The organism is Mycobacterium gastri, from assembly GCF_002102175.1.
Lineage (GTDB): Bacteria > Actinomycetota > Actinomycetes > Mycobacteriales > Mycobacteriaceae > Mycobacterium > Mycobacterium gastri.
In genome coordinates, this window is record NZ_LQOX01000115.1 from 103,884 (window position 1) to 129,648 (window position 25,765).

Genomic DNA, 25,765 nt, shown 5'->3' on the forward strand with positions numbered 1-25,765 from the left:
TGGCCCTTCGTAAAATTTGGGGCATGGGTTCGAGCAGTCGTGAAGAGATCGTCGAGGTCTTCAACGCGCTCGAGGCGGACCTGGACCGCGTGTGCGAGTTGTCTTTTGACGTGCTCACCACCCCCGAACGATTACGTGCCCTGGAGCGCCTGGAGCGCGTGGCGCGCCGGCTGCGCACCCCCCAGCACACGCTGATCAATCAGCTCGGCGCACAGGCCAGCGAAGAAGAACTGGGCGCCAAGCTGCGCTCGGCGCTGGCCGACCGGTTGCGCATCACCAAGGCCGAGGCCGGCCGGCGCCTCGACGAAGCAGCCGATCTCGGGCAACGGCGGGCGCTCACCGGAGAGCCGTTGGCGCCGCAGTTGAGCGCCACCGCGGCCGCCCAACGCGACGGCCTGATCGGCGACGGGCACGTTCGGGTGATCCGCAGCTTCTTGGCCCACTTGCCTGCCGAGGTGGACCTGGCCACCCGGGAAGCCGCCGAGGCCGACCTGGCCCGCAAGGCCAGCGGGTATCGCCCCGATGAGTTGGCCATCTACGCCCAGCGGATCATGGACTGGCTCAACCCCGACGGGGAATTGCGCGAGCAGGAGCGGGCCCGCAAACGCGGAATCTCGATCGGCAAGCAGGAATTCGACGGCATGTCGCGCATCAGCGGCCACCTCACCCCTGAAGCGCGCGCAACCGTCGAACCCGTGCTGGCCAAACTGGCCGCCCCCGGCGCCTGCAACCCCGACGACCAAACACCCGTCATCGACGCCACACCCGACGAGGACGCGGTCCGCCGGGATACCCGCAGCCAAGCGCAACGCAATCATGACGGCCTGGTGGCCGGACTGCGGGCCCTGTTGGCCTCGGGCGATCTGGGCCGGCACAACGGGCTGCCGGTGTCGATCGTCGTCACCACCACTTTGCAGGATTTACAAGCCGCCGCAGGCAAGGGTCTGACCGGTGGGGGCTCGCGGCTGCCCATGTCGGATCTGATCCGTATGGCCAGCCACGCGCATCACTATCTGGCGCTGTTTGACCGCGGCAAGGCCTTGGCGCTGTATCACACCAAACGGCTGGCTTCCCCAGCTCAGCGAATCATGTTGTGCGCCAAGGATCGTGGGTGCACCAAGCCCGGCTGTGACGCGCCCGCCTACCACAGCCAAGTCCATCACGTCCGAGGCTGGGCCACCACCCGCCGCACCGATATCAACGAGCTCACCCTGGCCTGCGGTATCGATAACAGACTCGCCGAAAAAGGCTGGACCACCCGCAAGAACGCCCACGGCGACACCGAATGGATACCACCGGCGCACCTCGATCGCGGACAGCCCCGCACCAACCCATACCATCACCCCGAACGATTCCTCCGCGACACCGACGACGACGAACCCGTTTGACGCGTTAAAGCGTGTCTCACCCGTGACGCCTACGTGCTTCCAGGCGGCCTCACACAGCGCTGGCAGGCGGGAATGCCGCCGCCCCCGGCTTGGCCCGACGACGCGGTTTCAGCAAACGAAAGGCTGAAATTACGGCGCACCGGCCGGGGGTTTACCGTCGGCCAACGACGCCGATCACCGTGAACTCACAGTGACACAATACATTTCCCTGAAATGACGAATGACCCTATCGAACCACTCGAAATCGCCCGTAACGTCGTCCTGGTGGACGTAGAGGTGCTGAAAAACGCAGTGCTGCTGGCCTGCCGCGCCCCGTCGGTCCACAACAGTCAACCGTGGCGATGGGTCGTCGAGCACAGCGGCAACATCTACACTGCCCACCTGTTCGTGGATCGCCAGCGAACCGTCCCGGCCACCGATCATTCCGGCCGGCAGACGCTCATGAGCTGCGGCGCGGCACTCGACCACCTCCAAGTCGCGATGACGGCCGCTCATTGGCAGGCGAGCATCACCCGCCTGCCTAACCCGAACGACCCCGACCACTTGGCCATAGTCGAATTCAGCCCCATCGATCACGTCACCGCGGCCCAGCGACAGCGCGCCCAGGCAATTCTGCAGCGCCGAACCGATCGGCTTCCGTTTCACCGCCCCAGTTACTGGAACCTTTTCGAGCCGGTGCTGCGCGGCGCCGTCGACGACGACGTTGCGATGCTGGATGTCCTCACCGACGAGCAACGGCCGCTACTGGTGCAGGCATCACAATTCAGCGAAGCCCTGCGTCGTGACGATGCGTCCTATCATGCCGAACTTGATTGGTGGACTTCACCATTCGCGCTAGCAGAGGGTGTGCCACCAAGCGCACTGGCATCCGACACCGAACGCCTCCGGGTCGACGTGGGCCGGGATTTCCCGGTGCGAAGCCACCAGCAGCGCCGGGCGCAGATCACGGCCGACTGGTCGAAAATCCTGGTGCTGTCCACGCCGCACGACGCGCGGATCGACGTTTTGCGGTGCGGAGAAGTGCTGTCGACCATCCTGCTCGAATGCACCGTGGCCGGGATGGCGACCTGCACGCTATCCCATCTCATCGAATCGCGGGAAAGCCGCGACATCATCCGTGGCCTGATCGGCCAACGCGGCGAGCCGCAAGTCCTGGTCCGGGTCGGCATCACCCCACCCATCGACGACTTTCCGTCGCCGACCCCGCGCCGGCCGCTAGCGAGCGTCCTCGAAATTCGCCGCAAACCCGAGAAAGGTTGAGCTGATGCCCGATGAGCCAGTTACATTCCTGTCCGACGAGGAAAGTTGGAAACTGCTGAGCAGCGCCGCTCTGGGCCGGCTGGTGACAAGCATTGCCGGTGAGCCCGAGATCTTCCCGGTCAACTACGTCGTGCAGGATCGCACCGTGCTCTTCCGAACGGCCGAAGGCACGAAATTGTTTCTCGCCGTGACGAATAGCCCAGTCGCCTTCGAGGCCGACGATCACAACGCCGAGGAAGGCTGGAGTGTGATCGTCAAAGGCTACGCACGAGTTCTGCATACCGACGCGGAGGTCCAGAAAGCCGAGCAGGCCCAACTAAGGCCGTGGGTCGCGACGTTGAAGCTGCACTACGTGCGGGTTATCCCATCCGAAATCACCGGCCGGCGTTTCTTGTTCGGACCGGAGCCGGACCGTACCGAGACGTTTGCGTGACAGGGGTTCACCGCCCGACGAATGCGTCGAGTTCGGGGGCATCGTCACCGGTGAGCCGCCGATGCATGGCCCATGCCATCCGGGCGGCCTGAACTTTCGCACGGTCGGCCGCCAGTCCGTGATACATCGTGTCGACGGTGTCGTTCCACAGGGTCAGCCACCGGACGAAGTGACGATCCGACAGCGGGGTCTTCTGGTGTACATCTCGGTGAGCGGTCACCGCGCTCCCGCGGTATAGCCCAGCACCGAACAACACCGTCTCCCAGAAGTCGCACATGACCGGAAGGTGCGCGTCCAACCCGCTGGCCCGCAGCTCGGCGAACGGTTCGGCGAGGACTTCGTCGGTCAACGCCCGACCATAGAAACGGCGCAGCAGTGCCTCTACGTCGAAACGGTCGACGATATCGGGTCCACTCATCGTCACACGACGAGGGACAATGGTCCTCGGGTGCGACGGGCCTTGCGCCGCTTGCTGATTGCCACCAGCCGTGCTACCGCGGCTTCGATTCCCCGCGCCAGTTGGTCGACGTCGGCCACCGCGTCATAGTCGGTGAGAATGCCGAAGCACAGGTCGTCGGCGTAGCTGAGCATGGCAACGCCGGTTCGCAGGTGCATCGCCAGCGGCGGAACCGGGTACACCGCGACCACCCTTTTGCCCATGACCCGCAGCGAGTGACGCGGCCCGGGCACATTCGTCGCCACCATCACGATCCCCCGCTGCGGCAACCGCATCAGCAGGCCGACCGTCCAGGCCGTCACCGCGAACGGAATGCGATTCGCAAACGACATGAACACGTTTCCGGCTTGCGGCTGACCGCTGGTCTTGGCCCGGCTCAACCGTTCATGTACCCTGCGCAGCCGCTGCACCGGATCCTCCTCCTCCACGGGAAGATCCGGAAGCATCGCGGACACGCGATTGTCGATCTCGCCGAAGGCGTCCGTCGACCGGACCGAAACCGGCACCAAAGTGCGCAATGAACCCCGCCTGGGCCGTTGCCCGCGCGCAACCAGGACGTTACGGTAGCTCTCGGTAATCGCCGCCAGGGCAACGTCGTTGATGGTGACTCCGAACGTCTGGCACACCAGATCGAGGTCGGCCAGCGACACCCGCGCCCCGCCGAACCGACGCAAGTCGCTCAGCGGCCCGTTCAGCGTCGACTCGGCGGGGGTCAACACACCGGCGAGCAGTTCGCCGGCGCCCTGGACGACGCGGACGATACCCGACGTGATCGCGCCGGGGGCAGTCCATAGGCCACTCAGCAGGCTCAGTGGATTCGATGCGCCCAACTCTGGTTTCAGCGCGGCGTGGGTCTTCGCCGCGAAACTGTCCCGAGCGACATGACCGCTGGGGTCGCACAATCCGGCCAGGATGTGGGAAGCCGCGATTCCGTCGGCCATGCAGTGGTGGACCTTGGTCAGCATCGCCCACCTGTCGTCGGTGAGACCTTCGATGACCCAGAGCTCCCACAGCGGGCGGTCGCGGTCCAAACGCCGGGCCATTACATCGGCGACCAGCCGGTACAGCTCGCGGTCGTCGCCCGGATGCGGCACCGCAACCCGCCGCACGTGCCGGTCGATGTCGAAGTCCGGGTCGTCCACCCATTCCGGAGCGCCCAAGTCCAACGGGTGCAGCCGCAACCGTTGCCCGAACCGCGGACAGGTGCGAATACGTTCAGCAAACACCGATACCAACACATCCTGGTCGGGCGCCGGGCCTTCGATGACCGCGAGGCCGCCGATGGCCAGACTGACTCGCGGATCGACATCCTCGGCTTTGAGGAACCCGGCGTCCAGCGTGGTCAGGTGAGTCATTATCGGTATCTTTTCCCCAGTTATCTGCAACTCTCAGTAACACTATGCCCCGTGCACGGCCATCGCGGCAGGGCCAAAAGTCCCTGGTTGCCGGGGGCTTCCTCCTCTGCCACGATCGGGTGTTCCGTGTCGATCCTTGATGCATGACAGCGATGGGACGGCTTGTCTGAATCGGAAAGGCAGCCATGAATGCCCAATTCCCGGACGCGGGCGCCCTCCGAGCGGTCCTTACGCTGGCCACCCGTGCGCCCTCGGTCCACAACACCCAACCGTGGCGGTGGCGAGTGGGCGCGGCGAGTCTGGACCTGTTCTCCGAGCCTGACATGCAGCTGCACAGCACCGACCCGGACGGGCGCGATCTGATCATCAGCTGCGGTGTCGCGCTCCATCACTGTGTCGTCGCCTTGGCCTCGATGGGATGGCACGCCAAAGTAAACCGCTTGCCCGATCCGGATGACCCCTGCCACCTCGCGACCATCCAGGTCCAGCCGCATGATCCCGACCACGCCGAGATCGCGCTGGCCGCGGCTATCCCGCGGCGACGGACCGACCGTCGCGTCTACAGTTGTTGGCCGGTGGCCGGAGGTGACATCGCCCAGATGGCCGCGCGGGCGGCTCGCTGTGGGGTCATGCTCCGCCAGGTCGACGCGTTGGACAAGATGAGATCAATTGTCGCCCAGGCTGTGTGGCGCCATGCGGGCGACGACGAGTACATCCGCGAGCTCACGACCTGGAGTGGACGGTACGGCGGCGTGGCCGGGGTTCCGGCCCGGAACACTCCGCCCTCGGATCGCAGCGCGCCGATCCCCGGCCGGCTGTTCGCCGCACCGGCGCTGGCCCAACCCCCCGGCGTCTCACCCGCAGACGACGGCGGCGTCATCCTGGCCCTGCGCACCGACCAAGACGACCGGGTGTCTCGGCTGCGGGCCGGGGAGGCAACCAGCGCCGTCCTGTTGACCGCAACCGCTATGGGATTGGCGTCCTGCCCGATCACCGAACCATTGGAGATCCAGAGCACACGCGACGCCGTTCGCGCGGACGTGTTCGGCGACAGCGGCTACCCGCAGATGCTGCTCCGAGTCGGTTGGGCGCCGATCAATGCCGACCCGTTACCGGCCACGCCGCGGCGTAGTCTTTCGCAGGTCGTCGACGGACCCCGGGAGCTACTGGAGGAGCGGGGCTGACCAGCGCAACAATGTGCCGCCACTGGCGGTGGCTTCGATGGCGAATTCACCACCCGCCTCCTCAGCGCGCCGGCGCAGATTGGTCAGGCCGCTGGCGGTGAATTGGTCGGGCATTCCGCACCCGTTGTCGCTCACCTCGATGCACAAGTCGTCGGCGACTTTGACCCGGACCATCAATGTCGTGGCCCGCGCGTGGCGGACGGCGTTGCTGACCGCTTCCCTGACCACCGCCTCGGCGTGATCGGCCAACACGTTGTCGACCACCGACAGCGGGCCGATGAATTGGACGGAGGTCCGCAAGCCCGATCCGGCGAATTGGGCTACGGCGGCATCGATTCGCTGCCGGAGCCGGGTGATGCCCTGCGAGGCCCCGTGCAGGTCGAAAATCGTGGTGCGGATCTCCTGGATGACCCCCTGCAGATCGTCGATCGCCTCCGAAAGTCGTTGCTGCACTTCGGGGACCCGCGTCCGCGGAACGGCAGCCTGCAGCGCCAGGCCGACGGCGAAGAGGCGCTGGATCACGTGGTCGTGCAGGTCGCGTGCGATGCGGTCGCGCTCGGTCACGACGTCGAGCTCACGCATCCGGCGCTGCGAGCCGGCCAGCTGCAGCGCCAGTGCGGCCTGGTCGGAGAAGGCGGCCATCATCTCGAGTTGGTCCTCGGTGACCGGTCCAGAACTGCCGTGATGCAACAGCACAACGATGCCGGCGCACGTATCGGTAGCCCGCAGCGGCAACAGTAATGCAGGACCCGCGACGTCGACACCGTCCAGCGTAAACTTCTCGACCTGTTTCAGGCTGCTGTCGACGCAGACATCCGCGAGCGCCGTGTCTGCCAACGAAATGACTTGCCCCGCAATGGAAGTCACGGCGTCGCCCACCGTCTCGATCACCAGCAGCTCCGTCACGTCGGCGGCCGGCACGTTCTCGTCGAGCGGAATGGCCACCAGAGCCGCATCGGCCATTGTCAGCTTGAGCGCCTCTTCGGCAACAAGCCGAAACACCGCCGCGGGTTGGGTGCCGGCAAGCAATTCGGTGGCGATGTCACGGGTGGTCTCGATCCATGACTGGCGCACCGTGGCCTGTTGGTAAAGGCGGGCGTTCGCAATGGCGATACCCGCGGCCGCGGCCAGCGCCTGGACCAGCAACTCGTCGTCGTCGCTGAACGGCTGACCGTTGATCTTGTCGGTCAGGTACAACGTGCCCAACGACACGTCGTGCACCCGAACCGGCACCCCGAGGAACGTGCGCATCGGGGGATGGTTGGCTGGAAAGCCTACCGATGCCGGATGCAATGAAAGGTCTTCCAGCCGTAGCGGTTTGGGCTCGTCGATAAGCAGCCCGATGATGCCGAGGCCCTGGGGCAGGTGGCCGATCCGCTCAACGGTCTCTTCGTCGAAGCCCTCATAGACGAACTGCAGCACCCGCTTGTCCCGATCGTGTACCTCCAGGGCACCGTAGCGGGCGTCGACGAGATTGGTCGCCGAGTGCACGATGGTGCGCAGGGTGGTGTCCAAGTCCAGACCCGACGTGACGACGAGCATGGCCTCCACCAGCCCGTCGAGGCGGTCACGGCCCTCCACGATCTGCTCGACCCGCTCCTGCACTTCCACCAGCAGCTCACGCAGCCGCAGCTGGGAAAGCGTCTGGCGCAGCGGGCGCAGACCGGAGTCCGGGGTATCGGCGAGAAGCCTGTTGTCAACCATGGGTGCGCGTCATCCAGCGCCTGGCCGCGAGCGCTGCAACTGCGTTGCGAATACCGCGGCTTGCGTCCGGCGCTCCATTCCCAGCTTGGCCAACAGCCGCGATACGTAGTTCTTCACCGTCTTTTCGGCCAAGAACATCCGGTCGGCGATCTGCTTGTTGGTAAGACCCTCGCTCAACAGCCCCAGCAGTGTCCGCTCCTGCTCGGTCAGGCCCGACAACGGGTCCGGCTTCTCGACACCGCCCCGCAGTTTGGACATCAACGCGGCAGCGGCCCGATTGTCGAGCAGCGACCGTCCCGCGCCTACCTCTTTTACGGCGCGGGCCAATTCCATCCCCTTGATGTCCTTGACGACATATCCACTGGCACCGGCCAGGATCGCATCCAGCATCGCCTCATCGGAGGTGTACGACGTCAGGATCAGACAGCGCAGTTCCGGCATGCGCGACAACAGGTCTCGGCACAGCTCGATGCCATTGCCGTCGGGCAACCGGACGTCGAGCACCGCCACGTCGGGGTTAGCCGCCGGAATTCTGGCCATCGCTTCGCCAACCGAACCCGCCTCACCGACGACCTCGAGATGAGGGTCCGCGTCGAGCAGGTCGATCAGGCCGCGCCGTACCACCTCGTGGTCGTCGACCAAGAAGACTGTTACCAAGACATCACTCCTGAGATCGTCCCGAGATTGGCTGTTCTACAAGTTGCCACTGCGCACGGTCAGCACCGAGCATCCCGCGCTGTAGACGTTGCACACCTGCGCGGCATGGGAGTCGGTGACATACAGCTGGTCCGGCTTGGCATTGGCGGCAATGTAACGGCAGGCATGTCCGCGGATGACCGTCGACTCGACCTTGACGTCGGGGTACAGCCGCGTCCACCGGGCCAGCCGGCGGGTCAGTTGCGCTTGCGCCAAACGGCTTCCGTCGCCGGCGTCGCCCGATGTCTCGGCCGCGCGTGCCGAAAGAGCCCGCAGCGCAACCCCCCTCAGCCTTGCCTCCTCGAACGCATGTCGCAGCACCGAACCGTTGTTCAGCTCCGCGACCACCGTGCTGACCTTGGGCACCGGCACTCCGCCGGGGGGCAGCTGGATGACCGCCACCGGGCATAGCGCCGCTCCGGCCAGGGTCGCCGCGACCGAGCCCTCGCCGCGGCGCGCGTGGTTGAGCCCGATGGACCCGACACAGACCATCACCGCCGACCTGGACTCCTCCATCAGCTTGGTGAGCGGCCTGCCCCACAGGACTTCGGTTTCCACCTTGATCGGACGCCCGGTTGCTTCAACGGCACGGCACACATCGAACAGTGCCGCGTGCGCCGTGCCTTGCCGACCATCACGACCGCCGCCGCCCGACGGTTCCAGCGGATCGATGACGTACACCAGGCGCAGCGGAATGTCTCGGCTGACCGCCTCGTCGATCGCCCACAGCGCTGCCTGGGTTGCCGCCTTCGATCCGTCGATACCGACGACCACCGCCGGAGCTGACGGGTTGCTCATCGTGCTCTCCTCTGCTGAGCCGTTGGCTACTCGCACGTTATCGATGAGGCACCCGGCTTACCCAGGGGCGTTGGTCCCGATATCGGTGCCATTGGTCCCTACAGAACAGCGGCCGGTCAAACGCACTATTGCCAGGGCCGCGTTAGACGAATTGGATGTTTACGAGCCGTCGTTGCATGTGAACAAGGAGTTGAATCCGCGGCGATACAGCCCATCATCCAGACAGGAGATCTCGGAATGGCTGCTCAACAGACATCGTCATCGCCAATTCCCAGCCGGCAATCGTCGCGTCCCTTGATCGGGAAGGGCTGGATTCAGGGTGTGGCCCTGGTGATGATCTTCGGCTTCCTGGTGATGGGAATCCTGGTCTACCGCACCTATACCGCGGCGATGCCGCTGCCGGACAAGGTCGTCACCGAATCGGGCAAGGTACTGTTCACCGGCGATGACATCACCCGCGGCCAAGAGCTCTACCAGGTGCGTGGCCTCATGCAATACGGATCGGTGCTCGGCCACGGCGCCTACCTGGGGCCCGACTACACCGCCGACTACCTGCGCATGGCCACCGACGACGTCGCCGATCAACTGCGGGCCGAAGGTGTGGCCGACCCACGCGATCGGGTGGTCACCGAATTCCGGACCAACCGCTACAACCCCGACACCAAGACGCTGGTGTTCACCGACCGCCAGGCTGCGGCGTTCGGTCGGATTCAAGACCATTACGCGGCCTACTTCGGGGAGAACTCGACGAAGTACGGGCTGCTGCCGCAGCTGATCACCGACAAGGCGCAAATCCGGGACCTGACCGCGTTCTACGCCTGGACGGCATGGGCGGCCGCCGCCGAGCGGCCCGGCCACAAGTACAGCTACACCAACAACTGGCCGGCCGAGCCGCGAGTCGACAACGGTCCGACCGCAGCGGTGATCTTGTGGTCGGCGCTGTCGCTGATCGCGTTGCTGGGCGGCATCGGGATCATGTTCGCCATCTACGGACGGTGGAGCCAGAAGGTCGGCTGGCACAGCGCCGAGGCGTCCAACCTCTCCTTCCGCCAACCCGGCGAGGTGAGCCTGACGCCGGCCCAGCGGGCGACCATCTGGTTCTTCGCGATCGTGTCGGTGCTCTTCCTGGCCCAAACACTGCTGGGCGCCGCCGCCGAGCACTACCGGGCCGATTTGTCGAACTTCTTCGGCCTGGACCTGGCCCGGCTGCTGCCCTACAACCTGGCCCGCACCTGGCATCTGCAGCTGGCGCTGTTCTGGACCGCGGCGGCGTTTCTGGCCGGCGGCATCTTCCTGGTGCCGTTCATCAGCCGTCGGGAGCCCAAACGCCAGGGCCTGCTGGCCTACGTGCTGCTGGGCGCGGTTGCGGTCGTGGTGTTCGGCTCGCTGATCTGCGAGGCGCTGTCCATCTACGGCGTGATTCCCCGCGGCGGGCTGCTCTCCCAGCAGTGGGAGTACCTCGACCTGCCGCGGCTGTGGCAGATCCTGCTGATCGTCGGCATGTTCGTCTGGATCGCGATCATCTGGCGCGGCATGCGCGCCCGGCTCAAAGGCGAGTCGAAGATGAACATGCCGTGGCTGTTCTTCTTCTCCGGCCTGGCGATCCCCACCTTCTACACCGTGGGGCTGCTGGCCAGCAGCGGCACCCACTACACCGTCGCTGATTTCTGGCGGTTCTGGGTGGTGCACCTGTGGGTCGAGGACTTCCTGGAACTGTTCACCACCGTGATGGTGGCCTATATGTTCGTGCTGCTCGGTGTGGTGCGGGAACGCATCGCCCTGGGCGTGATCTTCCTCGACGTCATCCTGTACTCCGCCGGCGGCGTCATCGGCACCATGCACCACCTGTACTTCTCCGGCACCCCGGTGGAGCACATGGCGCTGGGCGCGTTCTTCTCGGCTGCCGAGGTCATTCCGCTGACCTTCCTGACGGTCGAGGCGTGGGCGTTCCTGCAGCTGGGCGCGCGCCAACAGTCCGGCGACGGCAACCCGTTCCCGCATCGCTGGGCGGTGATGTTCCTGGTTGCGGTCGGGTTCTGGAACTTCGTGGGAGCGGGCATCTTCGGGTTCCTGATTAACCTGCCGGTGGTGTCCTACTACGAGATCGGCACCGCGCTGACGGCAAACCACGGGCACGCGGCCATGATGGGGGTATACGGCATGCTGGCCGTCGGCCTGGCGATGTTCGCCTTCCGCTATGTGATCCCGGCCGACAAGTGGCCGGAGAAGCTGGCACGAATCTCGTTCTGGGGCATGAACATCGGCCTGGCCTGGATGGTGTTCGCCACCCTGCTGCCGCTGGGCATCCTGCAGCTCTATCACTCGGTCAACGACGGCTACTTCGAGGCGCGGTCGCTGGGCTACATCACCAAGCCCGGCAACGCGGTGATCGAATGGCTGCGGATGCCCGGTGATCTGATCCTCATCGTCGGCGGCGTGCTGCCGTTCGTCTGGATCGCCTGGACCGCGCTGCGCAACTTCCGCTCCGGGTCGACGGTCGAGGAATTGCCGGAACACCCGCTCTACACCGAGGTCCACGCGGAGTCGACATCCGGTGCTCAATCGCCGGCGAGGGACTGAGCGGTGGCGCCGCCGGCTGCCTCGGTCTGGCTGTTCGCCGGGTATTCGCTGGCGTTGCTGGCCATCGGGTGGAGCTTCGACTCGATGGCGCGGCGGGCATCAGCGCGTGCGGCGCGCTGGCGCACCGGCCGATTCACGTATCACCCCGACCACGACGCCTGGGTGTGTCCACAGGATCAGTGGCTGTGGCCGAGTTCGTTCGATCCCAAGCATCGGGTCATGCGTTATCGCGCGTTGCCGGTGGTGTGCAACAGCTGTCCGGTCAAAGACAGCTGCACGACGTCGGACCACGGCCGGGAGATCAGCCGGGAGGTGGACCCGTGGCCGCACTCGGACGCCGGCCGGTTTCACCGCGGGATCTCCTGCTGCGTAGCCGCTTTGGGAATCGTGCTGCCGCTGGCGACATTGATCGCCAATCACTCGCCGGCTGAGGTGTTGGTGTTGACGGGCACCATACTGGTGGTCGTGCTGCTCGGGTTGCCACTCGCCCGCCACCTGTGGAACACCCCGTCCAACGCGCCGGATTATCTACCGCATCGCACCGCGATCGAAGACCAGGTGGCCGCCGCGATCGACCGCTATTCGACTCGCTGGGGCGGCTGGGAAGGCAAGGAGGACAAGACATCGTGACCGGTGTGGTGATCGGTATCGTCGTTGTCGGTGTGGTGGTGCTGGTAGTGCTTGCCGTGCTGTCGCTAGCGGTGCTGCGCGAGTACGAGCGCGGCGTGGTGTTCCGGGTGGGGCATGTGCGCCCCCTCTACCAACCGGGGCTTCGGTTACTGATTCCATTGGCGGACAAAATGATCCGGGTCGACCAGCGGCTGGTCACGCTGACCATTCCGCCGCAGGAGGTGATCACCCGTGACAACGTGCCGGCCCGCGTCAATGCGGTCGTCATGTTCCAGGTGACCGAGCCGATGAAAGCGATTCTGGCGGTGGAGAACTACGCGGTGGCCACGTCGCAGATCGCGCAGACGACACTGCGCTCCCTGCTGGGCCGCGCGGACCTGGATACCCTGCTGGCACATCGCGAGGACCTCAACAGCGATCTGCGCACGATTATCGAAAAGATGACCGAGCCGTGGGGTGTGCAGGTTCGCGTGGTAGAGATCAAGGACGTCGAAATTCCCGAGTCGATGCAACGGGCCATGGCCCGCGAAGCCGAAGCCGAGCGGGAACGCCGCGCCAAGGTCATCAATGCCCGAGGCGAGCTGCAGGCGTCCGAGGAGCTGCGGGAAGCCGCCGAGACTTTGTCGAAGAGCCCCGCCTCACTGCAATTGCGCTATCTGCAAACTCTTTTGGAGCTGGGCGCCGACCAGAACTCGACGGTCGTCTTCCCGCTGCCGGTCGACATCATCACCCCGTTTCTGCGGCAACCTGAACTGTTGCAGAGCGTGGTCGACAACTTCAACCACCGCGGCTAACCGGGCAACCGCGCCGTCCGGGGAACTCGCAGAGCGGCGGCGGCACGCCGGGGGCGCCCGGCGGGCACGCTGAAGCAAGCCTCGAGCGTCGTGGCCTGCTACGGGTTCGGCTCACCGTGATGTCGCCGCCACCGGCGGCCGGCTGATCACCGGCCGGACCCTTCGTCGACTCCGGTGGCCGGCTGCCGTGTCGCTACCGGGACACCTGCACCCCACCATTCCAGCGATCGGGCAAATCGCGAACACCGAGGAGCTCCGGCACGCTTTCGTTTCTCTCTGGTCCATCTGGCAAATTCACTGTGAATTCATTTAGCCGTCGCCTAAAATTCACTCCAACCGGCGTACGCGGTCGGCTGTGGCTTGCCAGTTTTAGGGCATTCCGGAATCGAAGGTCACCCAACATGCCCTGTGCGAATGGCCCACCAGCGATCCAACTCCCACGACGCTGCCTGAAAAGAGCCCGAAAGGTCCTGGGCCGCAATCTCACTGACCCGGTGCGCTGTTAGTCCTGGATTCCGGACCGACGGGGACAACCTGTCTTCCACGACACCGCCAACGCGGCACCTACCGATGATGCACCGAACCGATCGCGGGCACCGCCTACCCCACCACCACCTAAGGAGATGTGACACAATGGATTTCGCCTTACTGCCACCCGAAATCAACTCCGGCCGGATGTACACCGGCCCGGGCCCCGGCTCGCTGCTCGCCGCGGCGGGGAGCTGGGACACGCTGGCCGCCGAGCTGGACACCACTGCCCAGACCTACGAATCGGTGGTGTCCGGCCTGACCACTTTGGATTGGTATGGCCCCGCATCGGAGTCGATGGCCGCAAAGGTCGCCCCGTATGTGGGTTGGCTCTACACGACGGCGACCCAGACAAAGCAGACCGCTATGCAGGCCAGGGCCGCGGCGGCGGCCTTCGACCAAGCGTTTGCGATGACTGTGCCACCGCCGGCGATCGCAGCCAACCGCATCCAGCTGATGGCGTTGATCGCCACCAACTTCTTCGGCCAGAACACGGCGGCGATCGCGGCCACCGAGGCACAGTACGCCGAGATGTGGGCCCAGGACGCCGCGGCGATGTTCGGCTACGCCACCAGCTCGACGGCGGCGGCGCAACTGGCGCCGTTCTCCTCGCCGTCTCAGATCACCAACCCGACCGGGCTCAGCGCCCAGAGCGCCGCGGTCGCCCAAGCCAACGCCAGCGCGGCCGCCACCGACCCGGTGTCGCAGCTGATCTCCGCGGTGTCCCAATCACTGGGGGCGCTGTCCGGAATACAAATACCCAATCTCCTTCCTGCCGACTACACCGTCCTCGATGGCATCTTCGGGGCGTACGCGACATTCAGCGCAATCTCGAGCCTCGAGTCGGTTGTCGACGGCATCATCGGAGATGAAGCCGCCTTGGCGCCGGCGCTGACCAGTGTCGCGGACACGATGCCGGCCGAGGCCTCGCCGCTGCTGGTCGCGGCACAACAGCCAACCGGCGCCGGACTGGGGCTGGGTAGCAACGCGGTGCTTGCGAATGCGGGCCGGGCCGGTTCGATCGGGCAACTATCCGTGCCGGCGAGCTGGGCCGCCCCGGCCACCCGGACCGTCTCGGCATTGTCGCCCGCGGGCCTGACCACGATTCCGGGCACCGAGGAAGGCGGCGCGGGTGCGCCGGGCGTCCCGGGAATGGCGGTGCCGGCGCCGTCGCGTGCCTCCGGCGTGCTGCCCCGGTACGGGGTGCGGCTCACAGTCATGGCGCACCCACCGGCGGCCGGGTGACTCGGTTAGTCGGGTGGCGGCTCGGCCGGCGCGAAGTTCCAATTGTCCGGATTCTTCGGCGAATACACGACCGGAAGCACCTGCCCCGTGGCCGGCCACTGACTGACGTCGACCGCCATCCGCCGATACACGCTGTGCTCGTTGACGGTTGGGCCATTGAGAACGCCGGAGATGGTGACGAACTGCTCGCCGGTCGCGTCCGGCCGAGGACTGACTCCGGTCACCAGCAGCGTGCCGCTCGCCAGCGCACCGCGCGGGCCCGGCGGAATGAACCGCGGAGCAAGAAACACCACCAGGACCGCAACCAAGATGAGCAGCACGCCCAATTCCCATCCCACGCCGCCATGGTAGGACTGCTGGCGTGACTCAGCAGGATCTGCTCCTTGCGTTGGCGCTCGCCGACCGCGCGGACGCGGTGACGCGCGCCCGGTTCGGTGCCCTCGACCTGCACGTCGACACCAAACCGGACCTGACGCCGGTGACCGACGCCGATCGGGCGGTTGAAGCCGACATCCGCGCCGCGCTCGGCCGGCAACGTCCGGGTGAGAGCATCCTCGGCGAAGAGTTCGGCGGAACCGCCACCTTCAGCGGACGGCAATGGGTCGTCGACCCGATCGACGGCACCAAAAACTTTGTGCGCGGGGTACCGGTGTGGGCGAGTTTGATCGCCTTGCTCGACGACGGCGTTCCGTCCGTCGGGGTGGTCAGCGCGCCCGCGTTGCAGCGACGGTGGTGGGCGGCGCACGGCCAGGGTGCGTTTGCCTGCGTTGACGGCACGCAGCCGCGCCGGCTGTCGGTTTCCTCGGTGGCGGAACTGGATTCGGCGAGCTTGTCGTTCTCGAGTCTGTCGGGCTGGGCGCAGCTCGGTTTGCGAAACCGCTTCATCGAGCTGACCGATGCGGTGTGGCGGGTGCGCGGCTACGGCGACTTCCTGTCTTACTGTCTCGTGGCGGAGGGGGCCGTCGATATCGCCGCCGAACCGCAGGTGTCGGTGTGGGATCTGGCGGCGCTGGACATCCTGGTACGCGAGGCGGGCGGGCTACTCACCAGCCTTGACGGCGCCCGCGGCCCCCACGGCGGCAGCGCGGTGGCGACCAATGGCCTACTGCACAACGAAGTTCTGGACCGGCTGCGTGCGGAGTAGCCTGGCGTTCGAGAACGACATGACCCTCCTTTCGCCACCGGACGACCCGTTCACCATCGCGACGAAACACTGGCACCGCCTCGACGACGGCCGGATCCAGTGCGACGTATGCCCGCGCGCCTGCAGGCTGCACGAGGGTCAGCGCGGGCTGTGCTTCGTCCGCGGCCGAAGCGCCGACCGGATTGTGCTGACCAGCTATGGACGCTCCAGCGGGTTCTGCGTCGATCCGATCGAGAAGAAGCCGCTCAACCATTTCTTGCCCGGCTCGGCCGTGCTGTCGTTCGGCACCGCGGGGTGCAACCTGGCATGCAAGTTCTGCCAGAACTGGGACATCTCCAAGTCGCGTGAGACCGACACCCTTGCCGGCCGCGCCGGCCCTGCCGACATCGCTCGTGCTGCCGACGAATTAGGTTGTCGCAGTGTGGCATTCACTTACAACGATCCGACGATCTTCTGGGAATACGCCGCCGATGCCGCCGACGCCTGCCACCAGCGGGGAATCAAAGCGATCGCGGTGACGGCCGGGTACATGTGCCCGGCCCCGCGCGCGGAGTTCTACCGCCATATCGACGCCGCCAACGTCGACTTGAAGGCGTTCACCGAGGACTTCTACCGCAAGGTCTGCGCCGGGCACCTGCACGACGTGCTCGACACCCTCGTTTACCTACGGCATGAGACGAAGGTGTGGCTGGAGATCACCACGCTGCTGATCCCGGGCCGCAATGACGGCGATGCGGAGCTCGCCGCCGAATGCGCATGGATTCGCGAAAACCTGGGCGTCGACGTGCCGGTGCATTTCACCGCATTCCATCCCGACTACAAGATGACCGATACGCCGCCCACACCGCCGGCCACCCTGACGCGGGCCCGTCGGATCGGCATCGACGAAGGCCTGCGGTTCGTCTACACCGGCAACGTCCACGACGCCGAGGGCGGCACGACACGTTGTCCGGGGTGCGGGACTGCGGTGGTGGTTCGCGACTGGTATGAGATGCGCCGTTACGCGCTCACCGATGACGGATGCTGCCGAGCGTGTGGCTGTCAGTTGGCCGGTGTGTACGACGGCCCGGCCGAACGTTGGGGCCGGCACCGGCTTCCGCTGCCGACCAGCCTGACACGAATGTGAAGTAACTAACACCGGCCCATTTATCTTACTCCGGAGTAAGATAGGGTTTTCGCATCGCCCCAACGACAGAGGCAAGCTGACATGACCAACACACTTCCTGCTGCTGTACCTGCTTCCGGCCCGCCCGCCCGGCGTTCCCGGGCGCGCCTTTCCCGCCGAGGCCGCCAATCCGCAATCGGGATGCAGCCGCACAAACGGACCGGAATCGACGTCGCCCTGGCCTTCCTGACTCCCCTCGTCGGTCAGGAATTCCTGGACAAGTACCACCTGCGCGACCCGCTGAACCGGACCCTGCGCTACGGCGCGAAAACGATCTTCTCCACCTCCGGAGCTGCAAGCCGGCAATTCCGGCGGGTGCAGGGCCTGCGTGGCGGCCCGACCCGGCTCAAGGCCAGCGGCAAAGACTACTTCGATCTCACACCCGACGACGACCAGAAGATGATCGTCGAAACCGTGGACGAGTTCGCCGCCGAAATTCTGCGACCCGCCGCACACGACGCCGATGAAGCCGCGACCTACCCGGTCGACCTCATCGCCAAAGCCGCCGAACTCGGCATCACCGCAATCAACATTCCCGAAGACTTCGACGGCATCGCCGAGCACCGCTCCAGCGTGACCAACGTGCTGGTGGCCGAGGCCCTCGCGTATGGCGACATGGGGCTGGCATTGCCGATCCTGGCCCCCGGCGGTGTGGCGGCGGCGCTGACCCACTGGGGCAGCGCCGAGCAGCAGGCCACCTACCTCAAAGAGTTCGCCGGCGAGAACGTTCCGCAGGCGTGTGTGGCGATCGCCGAACCGCAACCGCTGTTCGACCCCACCCGGCTCAAAACCACCGCCACCCGCACCCCGTCCGGTTACCGGCTCGACGGCGTCAAGTCGTTGGTCCCGGCCGCTGCTACCGCCGAACTGTTCATCGTCGCCGCACAGCTGGACGGCAAACCGGCATTGTTCATCGTCGAATCGGCCGCCAAAGGTCTGACCGTCAAGCCGGACCCGAGCATGGGCATTCGCGCCGCAGCCTTGGGCCAGGTCGAACTGTCCGGGGTGTCGGTGCCACTGAACGCTCGCCTGGGTGAAGACCAGGCGATCGACGCCGACTACTCAGAAGCGATCGCGCTGGCCCGGCTGGGCTGGGCCGCGCTGGCGGTCGGCACCTCACACGCCGTTCTCGACTACGTCGTCCCCTACGTGAAGGAACGCCAGGCCTTCGGCGAGCCGATCGCCCACCGCCAGGCCGTGGCGTTCATGTGCGCCAACATCGCCATCGAGTTGGACGGACTGCGGCTGATCACCTGGCGCGGGGCATCCCGCGCCGAGCAGGGACTGCCCTTCGCCCGGGAGGCCGCGCTGGCCAAACGGCTCGGCGCCGACAAGGGGATGCAAATCGGCCTCGATGGTGTCCAGTTGTTGGGCGGCCACGGTTACACCAAAGAGCACCCGGTCGAACGCTGGTACCGCGACCTGCGGGCCATCGGCGTCGCCGAGGGCGTTGTCGTTATCTGATCCAAGATCTGACCCGAGCTGAAAGTCTAACGATGGCAATCAATCTGGAACTCCCCCGCAAACTGCAAACCGTGATGACCATGACGCATCAGGGTGCCGCCGAAATCATGCGGCCGATCTCACGCAAATACGATTTGAAAGAACACGCATACCCCGTCGAACTCGACACCATGATCAGTCTGTTCGAGGGAGTGGCGGACGCCAAATCGGTCGCCTTCGCCGGGGCCGACGCGCTCGGCGACACCGAATCCACCACGGACAACCACAACGGCGCCAACATGGCCGCGCTGCTGCAGACCTTGGAGGCCTGCTGGGGCGATGTCGCGCTGATGTTGTCAGTCCCCTACCAGGGGCTGGGCAACGCGGCCATCTCCGCGGTCGCCACCGAAGAGCAACTCGAGCGGCTGGGCAAGGTATGGGCGGCAATGGCCATCACCGAACCGGGATTCGGATCGGATTCGGCCGCCGTGTCGACGACCGCGACCCTGGACGGCGACGAGTATGTGATCAACGGCGAGAAGATCTTTGTCACCGCCGGATCGCGCGCCACCCACATCGTGGTGTGGGCCACCCTGGACAAGTCCAAGGGCCGCGCGGCGATCAAGTCGTTCATCGTGCCGCGTGAGCACCCGGGCGTCACGGTTGAGCGCCTCGAACACAAGCTCGGCATCAAGGGATCGGATACCGCTGCAATTCGATTTGATAACGCGCGCATACCGAGGGACAACCTGCTGGGAAACCCCGAAATCCAAGAGGGCAAAGGCTTTTCCGGGGTGATGGAGACCTTCGACAACACCCGGCCGATCGTTGCCGCCATGGCTATCGGAGTCGGACGTGCGGCGTTGGAGGAGATCCGCAAGATCCTCACCAATGCCGGGGTCGAGATCGACTACGACAAACCCGCATATGTCCAGAGCGCTGCCGCCGCCGAGTTTCTGCGGATGGAGGCCGAATGGGAGGCCAGCTACCTGCTGGCACTGCGCGCGGCCTGGCAGGCCGACAACAATATTCCCAACTCCAAAGAAGCGTCGATGAGCAAGGCCAAGGCCGGCCGGATGGCCAGCGACGTCACCTGCAAGAGCGTCGAATTAGCCGGTACCACAGGCTATTCCGAACAAACGCTGCTGGAGAAGTGGGCCCGAGACTCCAAGATCCTGGACATTTTCGAGGGGACCCAGCAGATCCAGCAACTGGTGGTCGCGCGTCGGCTGCTGGGTCTGTCGTCCGCCGAGCTCAAGTAAGGGCAGACCCGCTGCCTCGTTGCCGTCCAGCGCAACGACTTCACTCCAGTCACAGGAGTCTCTCCGGGTCGGGGTGCTGGTTTTGCCCAGCTATGCGCGACAACATCGTTGCGTGTGTGCGTGACCGCGGTGTCGCTGCGAGCGGTTATGGGGCTGCGCTCCGGTGTGGGGAGATGGAAATCACGTGCCGGTGGGGCTGGGTCGGCGGCTGACGGCGTCGAGCGTGCCGTGGGGGTTTTCGAGTGTGCGTCTATGGCATCGACATTGCATCCAGGGCGGTAATCGGGCAATTCTTCCGCCCAGGACTCACACTCGAACTCCAAGACGCACACTCGACGCCCAGGATGCACACTCAAAGCCGTCACCGCACCTTCGAAACAGCGGCAGGACTACCGATTCGGTGAGCACATGCGAAGTCCCCCGAATGCCACGCCATCACCGACCAGCAGTATTCGTGGTCACCCTCCGAGTGAGGTGGGCAAAATGTGGACCGGCAAGCCCAGATGCTCAGGTGGCCAATGTGACTGCCGTGACTCAGGATTCCCCACCCCGGGCACCGGTACCGATGTTTCCGCAGCCGATGACGGCCACCGGCCACTTCGCTTGTGGTGACATGGTTTTCCTCAGGTGAAGGTCAGCGACACCGTGCCCAGGCCGCTGATGGCGGCCGAGGCGGCATCGCCGGCGTGGACGAACGCGGCAGCGGTGAACGAGCCGGACATGACGAACTGGCCGGCCAGGATCTCGGTGCCGAACGGGGCCAGCGCGTTGGCCAGCCAAGCTACCGCCACCGCCGGGTGCCCCAGCACGGCCGATCCCAGACCGGAGTCGATCTCGATTCCGTTGAGCCACAGCGATGCTCGGGCAGCGGACAAATCGATGTCGTCGGTGTAGGCGACCCAGTCCCCGATCACGACGGCTCCCGAGCTGGCGTTGTCGGCGACGGTGTCGCACAGCGTCAGTCGCCAGTCGGTGATCCGGCTGTCGACGATCTCGAGCGCGACCGCGACCGCGTCGGTCGCGGCACGCACGTCCCCGACGGTGACCCCCGGGCCGCACAGCGGTTTGCCAAGCAGGAACGCCACTTCCGGCTCCACCCGCGGTGCACACAACCGGGTGCACGCCACAGCCGACCCGGCTGGCAGCACCATGTCGTCGAGGATGTAACCGAAGTCCGGCTCGTCGACGCCGAGCAGGGTTTGCATCGGTTCCGAGGTGAGGCCGATCTTGTGGCCGGCCAGCGATCTTCCGTCGCTGAGCCGGCGCGCCAGGTTCACCTGCTGGATCGCGTAGGCATCGGCGACGTCCATACCGGGATACCGCAATGTCAGCTGGCCGATCGGTGCGGCGTTGGCGTCCGCCGCGGCGAGCAGGGCGGCGGCCTCGTCGATCATGCCGGACAGCAGCGTCATCGGTGATCGTTCTCCTCGATCATGCGCAGCGCGGTGTCGTAGAGCGCCTTGCCGTGGATCTCGAACATCGCGGTGAGATCCACACTGTCGCCGCCGATTTCCTTGGCAATGAACAGGCCGTCGGCGCCGGCGATGGCGTAGGTCGCCAGCTGGTGCACCTGCTCGTCGGTCAGGCCCGGAGCCAGGTTCCCAAGACTGCGGCTCATGGCATCGAAGGCCTGGTCCCTGACCTGAATGAACATCGCCCGCGCCCGCGGTTCGACCGGGCGGCGCTCCAGCGCCAGCATCAACCCCAGGCGCAGAAAGTCCGGTGAATTGAGCACCGCCTTGGCGGTTCCCGTCGCGACCTCGAGCAGACGGTCGCGCGCGAGCAGATCCTCGGGCAACTGCCACACCTTCAGCCAGTTGCCGAAGCTGCGTTCGATGACGGCGGCGATCAGGTCGTCCTTGTCCTTGAAATGCCAGTAGATCGAGCTGGCCGGAAGCCCGCACTTGGCGCTCACCGCGCCGATGCTGGTGCCCTCGTAACCACGTTCGGCGGCGATCTCGGTGGCCGCGTCCAGGATTCGGATTCGCGAGATCTCACCGTCGGCCCGCCGCTGACGGCGCTTGGGTTCGCTCTTCGGATTCTTGGTCATCTGACTCCCGCCTCTTGACTGTGTAGCGATCACTACACTACCGTAATGCTCACTACAGAACAAGTCCCGGCCTACGGGGCCCCGACAGAAATGTGAGACGGCAGTGCCTGACACTTCGAGTTACGACGTCGCGATCATCGGCTACGGGCCGACCGGCGCGACCGCAGCCAATATCCTGGGCCGGCTTGGACTCAACGTTGTTGTGATCGAACGTGATCCGGATATCTACCGGCGTGCCCGCGCCATCTCGATCGACGAAGAGGTGATGCGGGTGTGGCAGTCTGTGGGGCTGGCCGACCGACTGCAGCAGGACATGCTGCCCGGCCGGCCGATCGCCTTTGTCGACGCCAACTGTGTGCCGTTCATCGAGTGGGTCATCGGCTCGAAGGGCTCCGGGCATCCACCGCAACAGTTCATCTATCAACCCGCCGTCGACCAGGTGCTGCGCGAGGGTGTTGCCGGCTTTCCCAATGTCGAGGTGCTCGTCGAGCACGAATGCCTGCGCGTGCTCAACAAAGGGGACGAAGTCGAGCTGATGCTGGCCGACCTGGCCACCGACACCTTCAAGCGGCTGCGCGCGTCCTACGTGATCGCCGCCGACGGCGGCTCGTCGCCGACCCGCGGGCAGCTGGGCATCGGCTACGTGGGCCGCACCTATGGTGAGCGCTGGGTCGTCATCGACACCAAGGTGCGTAAGACTTGGGATGCCCATGACCGCTTGCGGTTTCACTGCACGCCGAAGCGTCCTACCGTCGACTGCCCGACCCCGCTGATGCATCACCGCTGGGAGTTCCCGATCCGCGCGGACGAGGACGAGAAGAAGCTGTCCAGTCACGAGGAAATCTGGAAGGTCCTTGGCGCTCAAGGCATCACACCGGAAAATGTCGAGATCCTGCGCGCCGTGGTGTACAGCCACCATGTCCGCTTCGCCGACCGGTGGCGCGCGGGCCGAATCTTTCTCGCCGGCGACGCCGCGCACGCCATGCCGCCGTGGCTGGGCCAGGGTATGTCGGCCGGGGTTCGCGATGTGAACAACCTGTGCTGGAAGATCGCCGCGGTGCTGCGCGGGCAGGCCCCCGACAAGCTGCTGGATTCCTACCAGAGCGAGCGGATGCCCCACGTCAAAGAGGTGACTCGGCGCGCGGTCATGATGGGCCGGCTCATCACCGAACGGCACCGACCCATCACCTTTGTCCGCGATCATGTGATCCGCAGGCTGACCCGCGGCCTGCCCCGTTCGCTGGATGTGCTGCAGAAGTACTACTGGATACCGGACGCGCGGTACGTCGACGGGTTCCTGGCGGCCAAGCAGCCTGCCGTCGGCTGGCAGATTCCCCAGCCCTGGGTCATCGACAGCAAGGGTGCGACGGTACGCCTTGACGACGCTCTCGGGAACCGGTGGGCGATCCTGCACACCGACGAGCTGCCCGCCGGCGCCGACGCGTGGACGGAACTCGGACTGCCGGCCTTTCGGATCGAAGGGCCGAACTCGGTACGCCACGACGACGTGATCCGCGATAGCGGCGGCAACCTGGTCGCCTGGCTGAAGGACAAGTCAGCGGCCGCGGTGGTGGTGCGCCCGGACGGATTCGTCTATGCCGCAAGCGCACCCGGGCAGCCGCTGCCCCCACCCCCGACCGGACTGACGCATTGCAGCGCACCCGCCCCGGTCGAGCCGATCAGAAGTGGAGCAGCAGCATGACCGTCACAGAATTGACCGAAAACACTGCCGTCGTCGCCGGCAAGACGATCTTCTTCGCCGAAAAGGGACACGGATCTCCCGTGGTCCTGTTGCACGGTGGCGGACCCGGAGCGTCGGGGGTGTCGAACTACTCGCGCAACATCGACGCGCTCGCACAGTCTTATCGCGTCATCGTTCCCGACATGCCGGGCTACGGCCGCTCGGCCAAGGGCGCCGACTACGACGATCCGTTCGGATACCTGGCCGACATGATCCGCGGCCTGCTCGACGAATTGAATATCCAGACCGCACATCTGATCGGCAACTCCTATGGCGGCGCCACGGCTCTGCGGCTGGCGCTGGACACCCCGCACCGCGCCGGCAAGCTGGTGTTGATGGGCCCGGCCGGCATCGGCACCACCCGGTACCTGCCGACCAAAGGCTTACAGAGCCTGCTTTCCTACTACAGCGGTACCGGTGCCAGCCGCGAGAAGCTCGCGACATTTGTTCGCAGCTATCTGGTCTACCACGGCACCGCAGTACCCGATGACCTGATCGACTCGCGCTACCAAGCGTCCATCGACCCGGAGGTGGTGGCCAACCCACCGCTGCAGCGGCCGTCGGGACCGATGGCGCTGCGCACGGCGTGGCGCATGGATCTCACCCGCGACAAACGGCTCAAGCAGCTGCCCAACCCCACGTTGGTGCTGTGGGGCCGCGACGACAAGGTCAACCGTCCCTCCGGTGCAACGCTGTTGGTCAACCTGATGCCCAACGCCGGGCTGGTTATGACACCCCGCACCGGCCACTGGATGCAGTGGGAACGCGCGGAGCTATTCAACCAGCTCGTCACCGAATTCCTTTCTCCCAACTATAAATTGGCAAACTCATGACAAACACTTCAACTTCGGTTTTCGGCAGGGTCCACCTCGGCTACATCGTGATCGAGACCGAAAAGTTCGCCGACTGGCGACGTTTCGGTCGCGACGCCATCGGCATGCACCTCGACGAGACAGCGCCCGGTGTCATGCGGTTCCGGCTCGACGACAACGAATGCCGCTTCCTGGTGCAGCGGGGCCCCGCCGAGGACGCCACCGCCCTGGGTTGGGAGCTTGACGACCACGCCACGTTCGACACCATCGAGGCGCGGATCAAGAGCCACGGCGTTCCGCTCACGGTAGGGTCCGACGACGATGCCGCGCTGCGTGGCGTCGAGCGATTCGTGCGGTTCCCCGGGCCCAACGGGCTGACTCAAGAGATGTACGTCAACGCCTGCACGGGCTCCGAACCGCTGACTTTGGCAGCGAGCGGCGGCTTTGTCACCGGGGTGGACGGCATGGGCCACGTGGCCATCACCACCAAGAAGCCACACCAGATGCGCGGGTACTACGACACGGTGTTCGACGCGCGGCTCAGCGACTACATCGACGAGACGATCAGCGGCCTCAAATTCAAAATTCGGTTCCTGCGGGTCAACGAACGCCACCACACCGTGGCGATCGCGTCGACGATGCACTTGCCGATCAACCCGATTCGCACCAAGATTCAGCATTGCAACGTGCAGGTCGCCGAGCTCAACGACATGACGCTGGCCTATCAGCGGGTGAAGGAACTGGGGTTCGACATGGCGCTCTCGGTTGGCCAGCACACCAACGACAAGGAGTTGTCGTTCTATGCGGTAACGCCGTCGGGGTTCGAGTGGGAGCTGGGCTGGAATCCGATCGTCGTCGACGAATCGACCTGGGAGCCAACCACTCATCAGGGCATCAGCATCTGGGGCCATACCCCTGAGGGACAGACGATTGTCGACATTTTCGAGCGGTTCAAGGTCAGCGCTCAGTCGATGCTGCACCGCGAGAACGTCCTGCCCGAACTGTGCGGGGCGGGTATTCCCGACCACTGAGGAGGCGACAGCGGTCACCCGAAAAGCGACCGGGTGGAAACCAATCCAGCCGGTGCGGTTAGCGT

At 65.5% G+C, this 25,765-nt stretch carries 23 protein-coding genes; 15 read left to right on the forward strand and 8 right to left on the reverse strand.

Annotated elements, in window-relative coordinates:
- Positions 1-23: 23 nt before the first annotated feature.
- The 3 genes from AWC07_RS15395 to AWC07_RS15405 all read left to right on the forward strand — a co-directional run bounded on the left by AWC07_RS15395 (position 24) and on the right by AWC07_RS15405 (position 3,081).
- Entirely contained in the window at positions 24-1,388 is a 1,365-nt protein-coding gene (locus AWC07_RS15395; protein ID WP_036415427.1) for an HNH endonuclease signature motif containing protein, read from the forward strand.
- 276 nt (positions 1,389-1,664) lie between these two features.
- Positions 1,665-2,648, forward strand: a complete 984-nt coding sequence (locus AWC07_RS15400) for an Acg family FMN-binding oxidoreductase (RefSeq protein ID WP_036415451.1) — start codon at positions 1,665-1,667, stop codon at positions 2,646-2,648.
- A gap of 4 nt (positions 2,649-2,652) precedes the next feature.
- Positions 2,653-3,081 carry a pyridoxamine 5'-phosphate oxidase family protein gene (locus AWC07_RS15405; RefSeq protein ID WP_036415429.1) on the forward strand — a complete coding sequence of 143 codons (429 nt, stop codon included), beginning with the start codon at positions 2,653-2,655 and terminating at the stop codon, positions 3,079-3,081.
- A 7-nt stretch (positions 3,082-3,088) separates the two neighbouring features.
- Here the strand turns inward: AWC07_RS15405 and AWC07_RS15410 are convergent, their stop codons facing one another.
- The gene (locus AWC07_RS15410) at positions 3,089-3,499 is read right to left on the reverse strand and encodes a group III truncated hemoglobin (RefSeq protein WP_036415431.1); all 411 of its coding nucleotides are present in this window, start codon (positions 3,497-3,499) and stop codon (positions 3,089-3,091) included.
- A gap of 2 nt (positions 3,500-3,501) precedes the next feature.
- Complete coding sequence (locus AWC07_RS15415; protein ID WP_036415433.1) at positions 3,502-4,893, reverse strand: WS/DGAT/MGAT family O-acyltransferase; 1,392 nt, start codon at positions 4,891-4,893, stop codon at positions 3,502-3,504.
- 185 nt (positions 4,894-5,078) lie between these two features.
- On the opposite strand from AWC07_RS15415, the gene AWC07_RS15420 reads away from it, so the two are divergent.
- Positions 5,079-6,077, forward strand: a complete 999-nt coding sequence (locus AWC07_RS15420) for an Acg family FMN-binding oxidoreductase (RefSeq protein WP_085105129.1) — start codon at positions 5,079-5,081, stop codon at positions 6,075-6,077.
- Here AWC07_RS15420 and AWC07_RS15425 read toward each other — a convergent pair.
- Genes AWC07_RS15425 through AWC07_RS15435 form a run of 3 tightly spaced genes read right to left on the reverse strand, consistent with a single transcriptional unit; the run spans position 6,057 to position 9,275 of the window.
- Positions 6,057-7,781, reverse strand: coding sequence for a sensor histidine kinase (locus AWC07_RS15425; protein ID WP_036411239.1), 1,725 nt, complete (start codon positions 7,779-7,781; stop codon positions 6,057-6,059). The genes AWC07_RS15420 and AWC07_RS15425 overlap by 21 nt on opposite strands.
- A 9-nt stretch (positions 7,782-7,790) precedes the next feature.
- Positions 7,791-8,438 carry a hypoxia response regulator transcription factor DosR/DevR gene (dosR, locus tag AWC07_RS15430; RefSeq protein ID WP_036411237.1) on the reverse strand — a complete coding sequence of 216 codons (648 nt, stop codon included), beginning with the start codon at positions 8,436-8,438 and terminating at the stop codon, positions 7,791-7,793.
- Positions 8,439-8,474: 36 nt separating this feature from the next.
- Positions 8,475-9,275 (reverse strand): universal stress protein, encoded by an 801-nt coding sequence (locus AWC07_RS15435; RefSeq protein ID WP_036411235.1) that lies wholly within the window; start codon positions 9,273-9,275, stop codon positions 8,475-8,477.
- A gap of 237 nt (positions 9,276-9,512) precedes the next feature.
- On the opposite strand from AWC07_RS15435, the gene AWC07_RS15440 reads away from it, so the two are divergent.
- From AWC07_RS15440 to AWC07_RS15455, 4 genes are all read left to right on the forward strand, one after another.
- Entirely contained in the window at positions 9,513-11,855 is a 2,343-nt protein-coding gene (locus tag AWC07_RS15440) for a nitric-oxide reductase large subunit (RefSeq protein WP_036411233.1), read from the forward strand.
- Between the two features lie 3 nt (positions 11,856-11,858).
- Entirely contained in the window at positions 11,859-12,485 is a 627-nt protein-coding gene (locus AWC07_RS15445; protein WP_036411231.1) for a hypothetical protein, read from the forward strand.
- Positions 12,482-13,279, forward strand: a complete 798-nt coding sequence (locus tag AWC07_RS15450; protein ID WP_036411229.1) for a slipin family protein — start codon at positions 12,482-12,484, stop codon at positions 13,277-13,279. Before AWC07_RS15445 ends, AWC07_RS15450 begins: the two co-directional genes overlap by 4 nt.
- Before the next feature lie 633 nt (positions 13,280-13,912).
- The gene (locus AWC07_RS15455; protein WP_085105130.1) at positions 13,913-15,052 is read left to right on the forward strand and encodes a PPE family protein; all 1,140 of its coding nucleotides are present in this window, start codon (positions 13,913-13,915) and stop codon (positions 15,050-15,052) included.
- A 5-nt stretch (positions 15,053-15,057) separates the two neighbouring features.
- Here AWC07_RS15455 and AWC07_RS15460 read toward each other — a convergent pair whose 3' ends face one another.
- The gene (locus AWC07_RS15460; RefSeq protein WP_036411225.1) at positions 15,058-15,390 is read right to left on the reverse strand and encodes a hypothetical protein; all 333 of its coding nucleotides are present in this window, start codon (positions 15,388-15,390) and stop codon (positions 15,058-15,060) included.
- A gap of 23 nt (positions 15,391-15,413) precedes the next feature.
- On the opposite strand from AWC07_RS15460, the gene hisN reads away from it, so the two are divergent.
- From hisN to AWC07_RS15480, 4 genes are all read left to right on the forward strand, one after another.
- A complete protein-coding gene (gene hisN, locus AWC07_RS15465) occupies positions 15,414-16,196 on the forward strand; it encodes a histidinol-phosphatase (RefSeq protein WP_036411223.1) in 783 nt (260 codons plus the stop codon).
- Positions 16,197-16,215: 19 nt separating this feature from the next.
- Positions 16,216-17,322 (forward strand): AmmeMemoRadiSam system radical SAM enzyme, encoded by a 1,107-nt coding sequence (gene amrS, locus AWC07_RS15470; protein ID WP_036411241.1) that lies wholly within the window; start codon positions 16,216-16,218, stop codon positions 17,320-17,322.
- Between the two features lie 81 nt (positions 17,323-17,403).
- On the forward strand, positions 17,404-18,825 hold the full coding sequence (locus AWC07_RS15475) for an acyl-CoA dehydrogenase family protein (RefSeq protein ID WP_036411222.1): 1,422 nt from the start codon (positions 17,404-17,406) through the stop codon (positions 18,823-18,825).
- Between the two features lie 32 nt (positions 18,826-18,857).
- Positions 18,858-20,066: an acyl-CoA dehydrogenase family protein gene (locus AWC07_RS15480; protein ID WP_036411221.1), complete on the forward strand. Its 1,209-nt coding sequence runs from the start codon at positions 18,858-18,860 to the stop codon at positions 20,064-20,066.
- A 623-nt stretch (positions 20,067-20,689) separates the two neighbouring features.
- On the opposite strand, the gene AWC07_RS15485 is transcribed toward AWC07_RS15480, so the two are convergent.
- Positions 20,690-21,478 carry a 2-keto-4-pentenoate hydratase gene (locus AWC07_RS15485; protein ID WP_036417288.1) on the reverse strand — a complete coding sequence of 263 codons (789 nt, stop codon included), beginning with the start codon at positions 21,476-21,478 and terminating at the stop codon, positions 20,690-20,692.
- Entirely contained in the window at positions 21,475-22,116 is a 642-nt protein-coding gene (locus AWC07_RS15490) for a TetR/AcrR family transcriptional regulator (RefSeq protein WP_036417286.1), read from the reverse strand. Before AWC07_RS15490 ends, AWC07_RS15485 begins: the two co-directional genes overlap by 4 nt.
- A gap of 103 nt (positions 22,117-22,219) precedes the next feature.
- On the opposite strand from AWC07_RS15490, the gene AWC07_RS15495 reads away from it, so the two are divergent.
- From AWC07_RS15495 to AWC07_RS15505, 3 genes are read left to right on the forward strand one after another with little or no spacing between them, the layout of a single operon-like run.
- A complete protein-coding gene (locus AWC07_RS15495; protein WP_036417285.1) occupies positions 22,220-23,818 on the forward strand; it encodes a bifunctional 3-(3-hydroxy-phenyl)propionate/3-hydroxycinnamic acid hydroxylase in 1,599 nt (532 codons plus the stop codon).
- Entirely contained in the window at positions 23,815-24,690 is an 876-nt protein-coding gene (locus tag AWC07_RS15500; RefSeq protein ID WP_036417283.1) for an alpha/beta fold hydrolase, read from the forward strand. The genes AWC07_RS15495 and AWC07_RS15500 overlap by 4 nt, the downstream gene beginning before the upstream one ends.
- Positions 24,687-25,700, forward strand: coding sequence for a VOC family protein (locus tag AWC07_RS15505; RefSeq protein WP_036417281.1), 1,014 nt, complete (start codon positions 24,687-24,689; stop codon positions 25,698-25,700). The genes AWC07_RS15500 and AWC07_RS15505 overlap by 4 nt, the downstream gene beginning before the upstream one ends.
- The last annotated feature ends 65 nt before the right edge of the window (positions 25,701-25,765 follow it).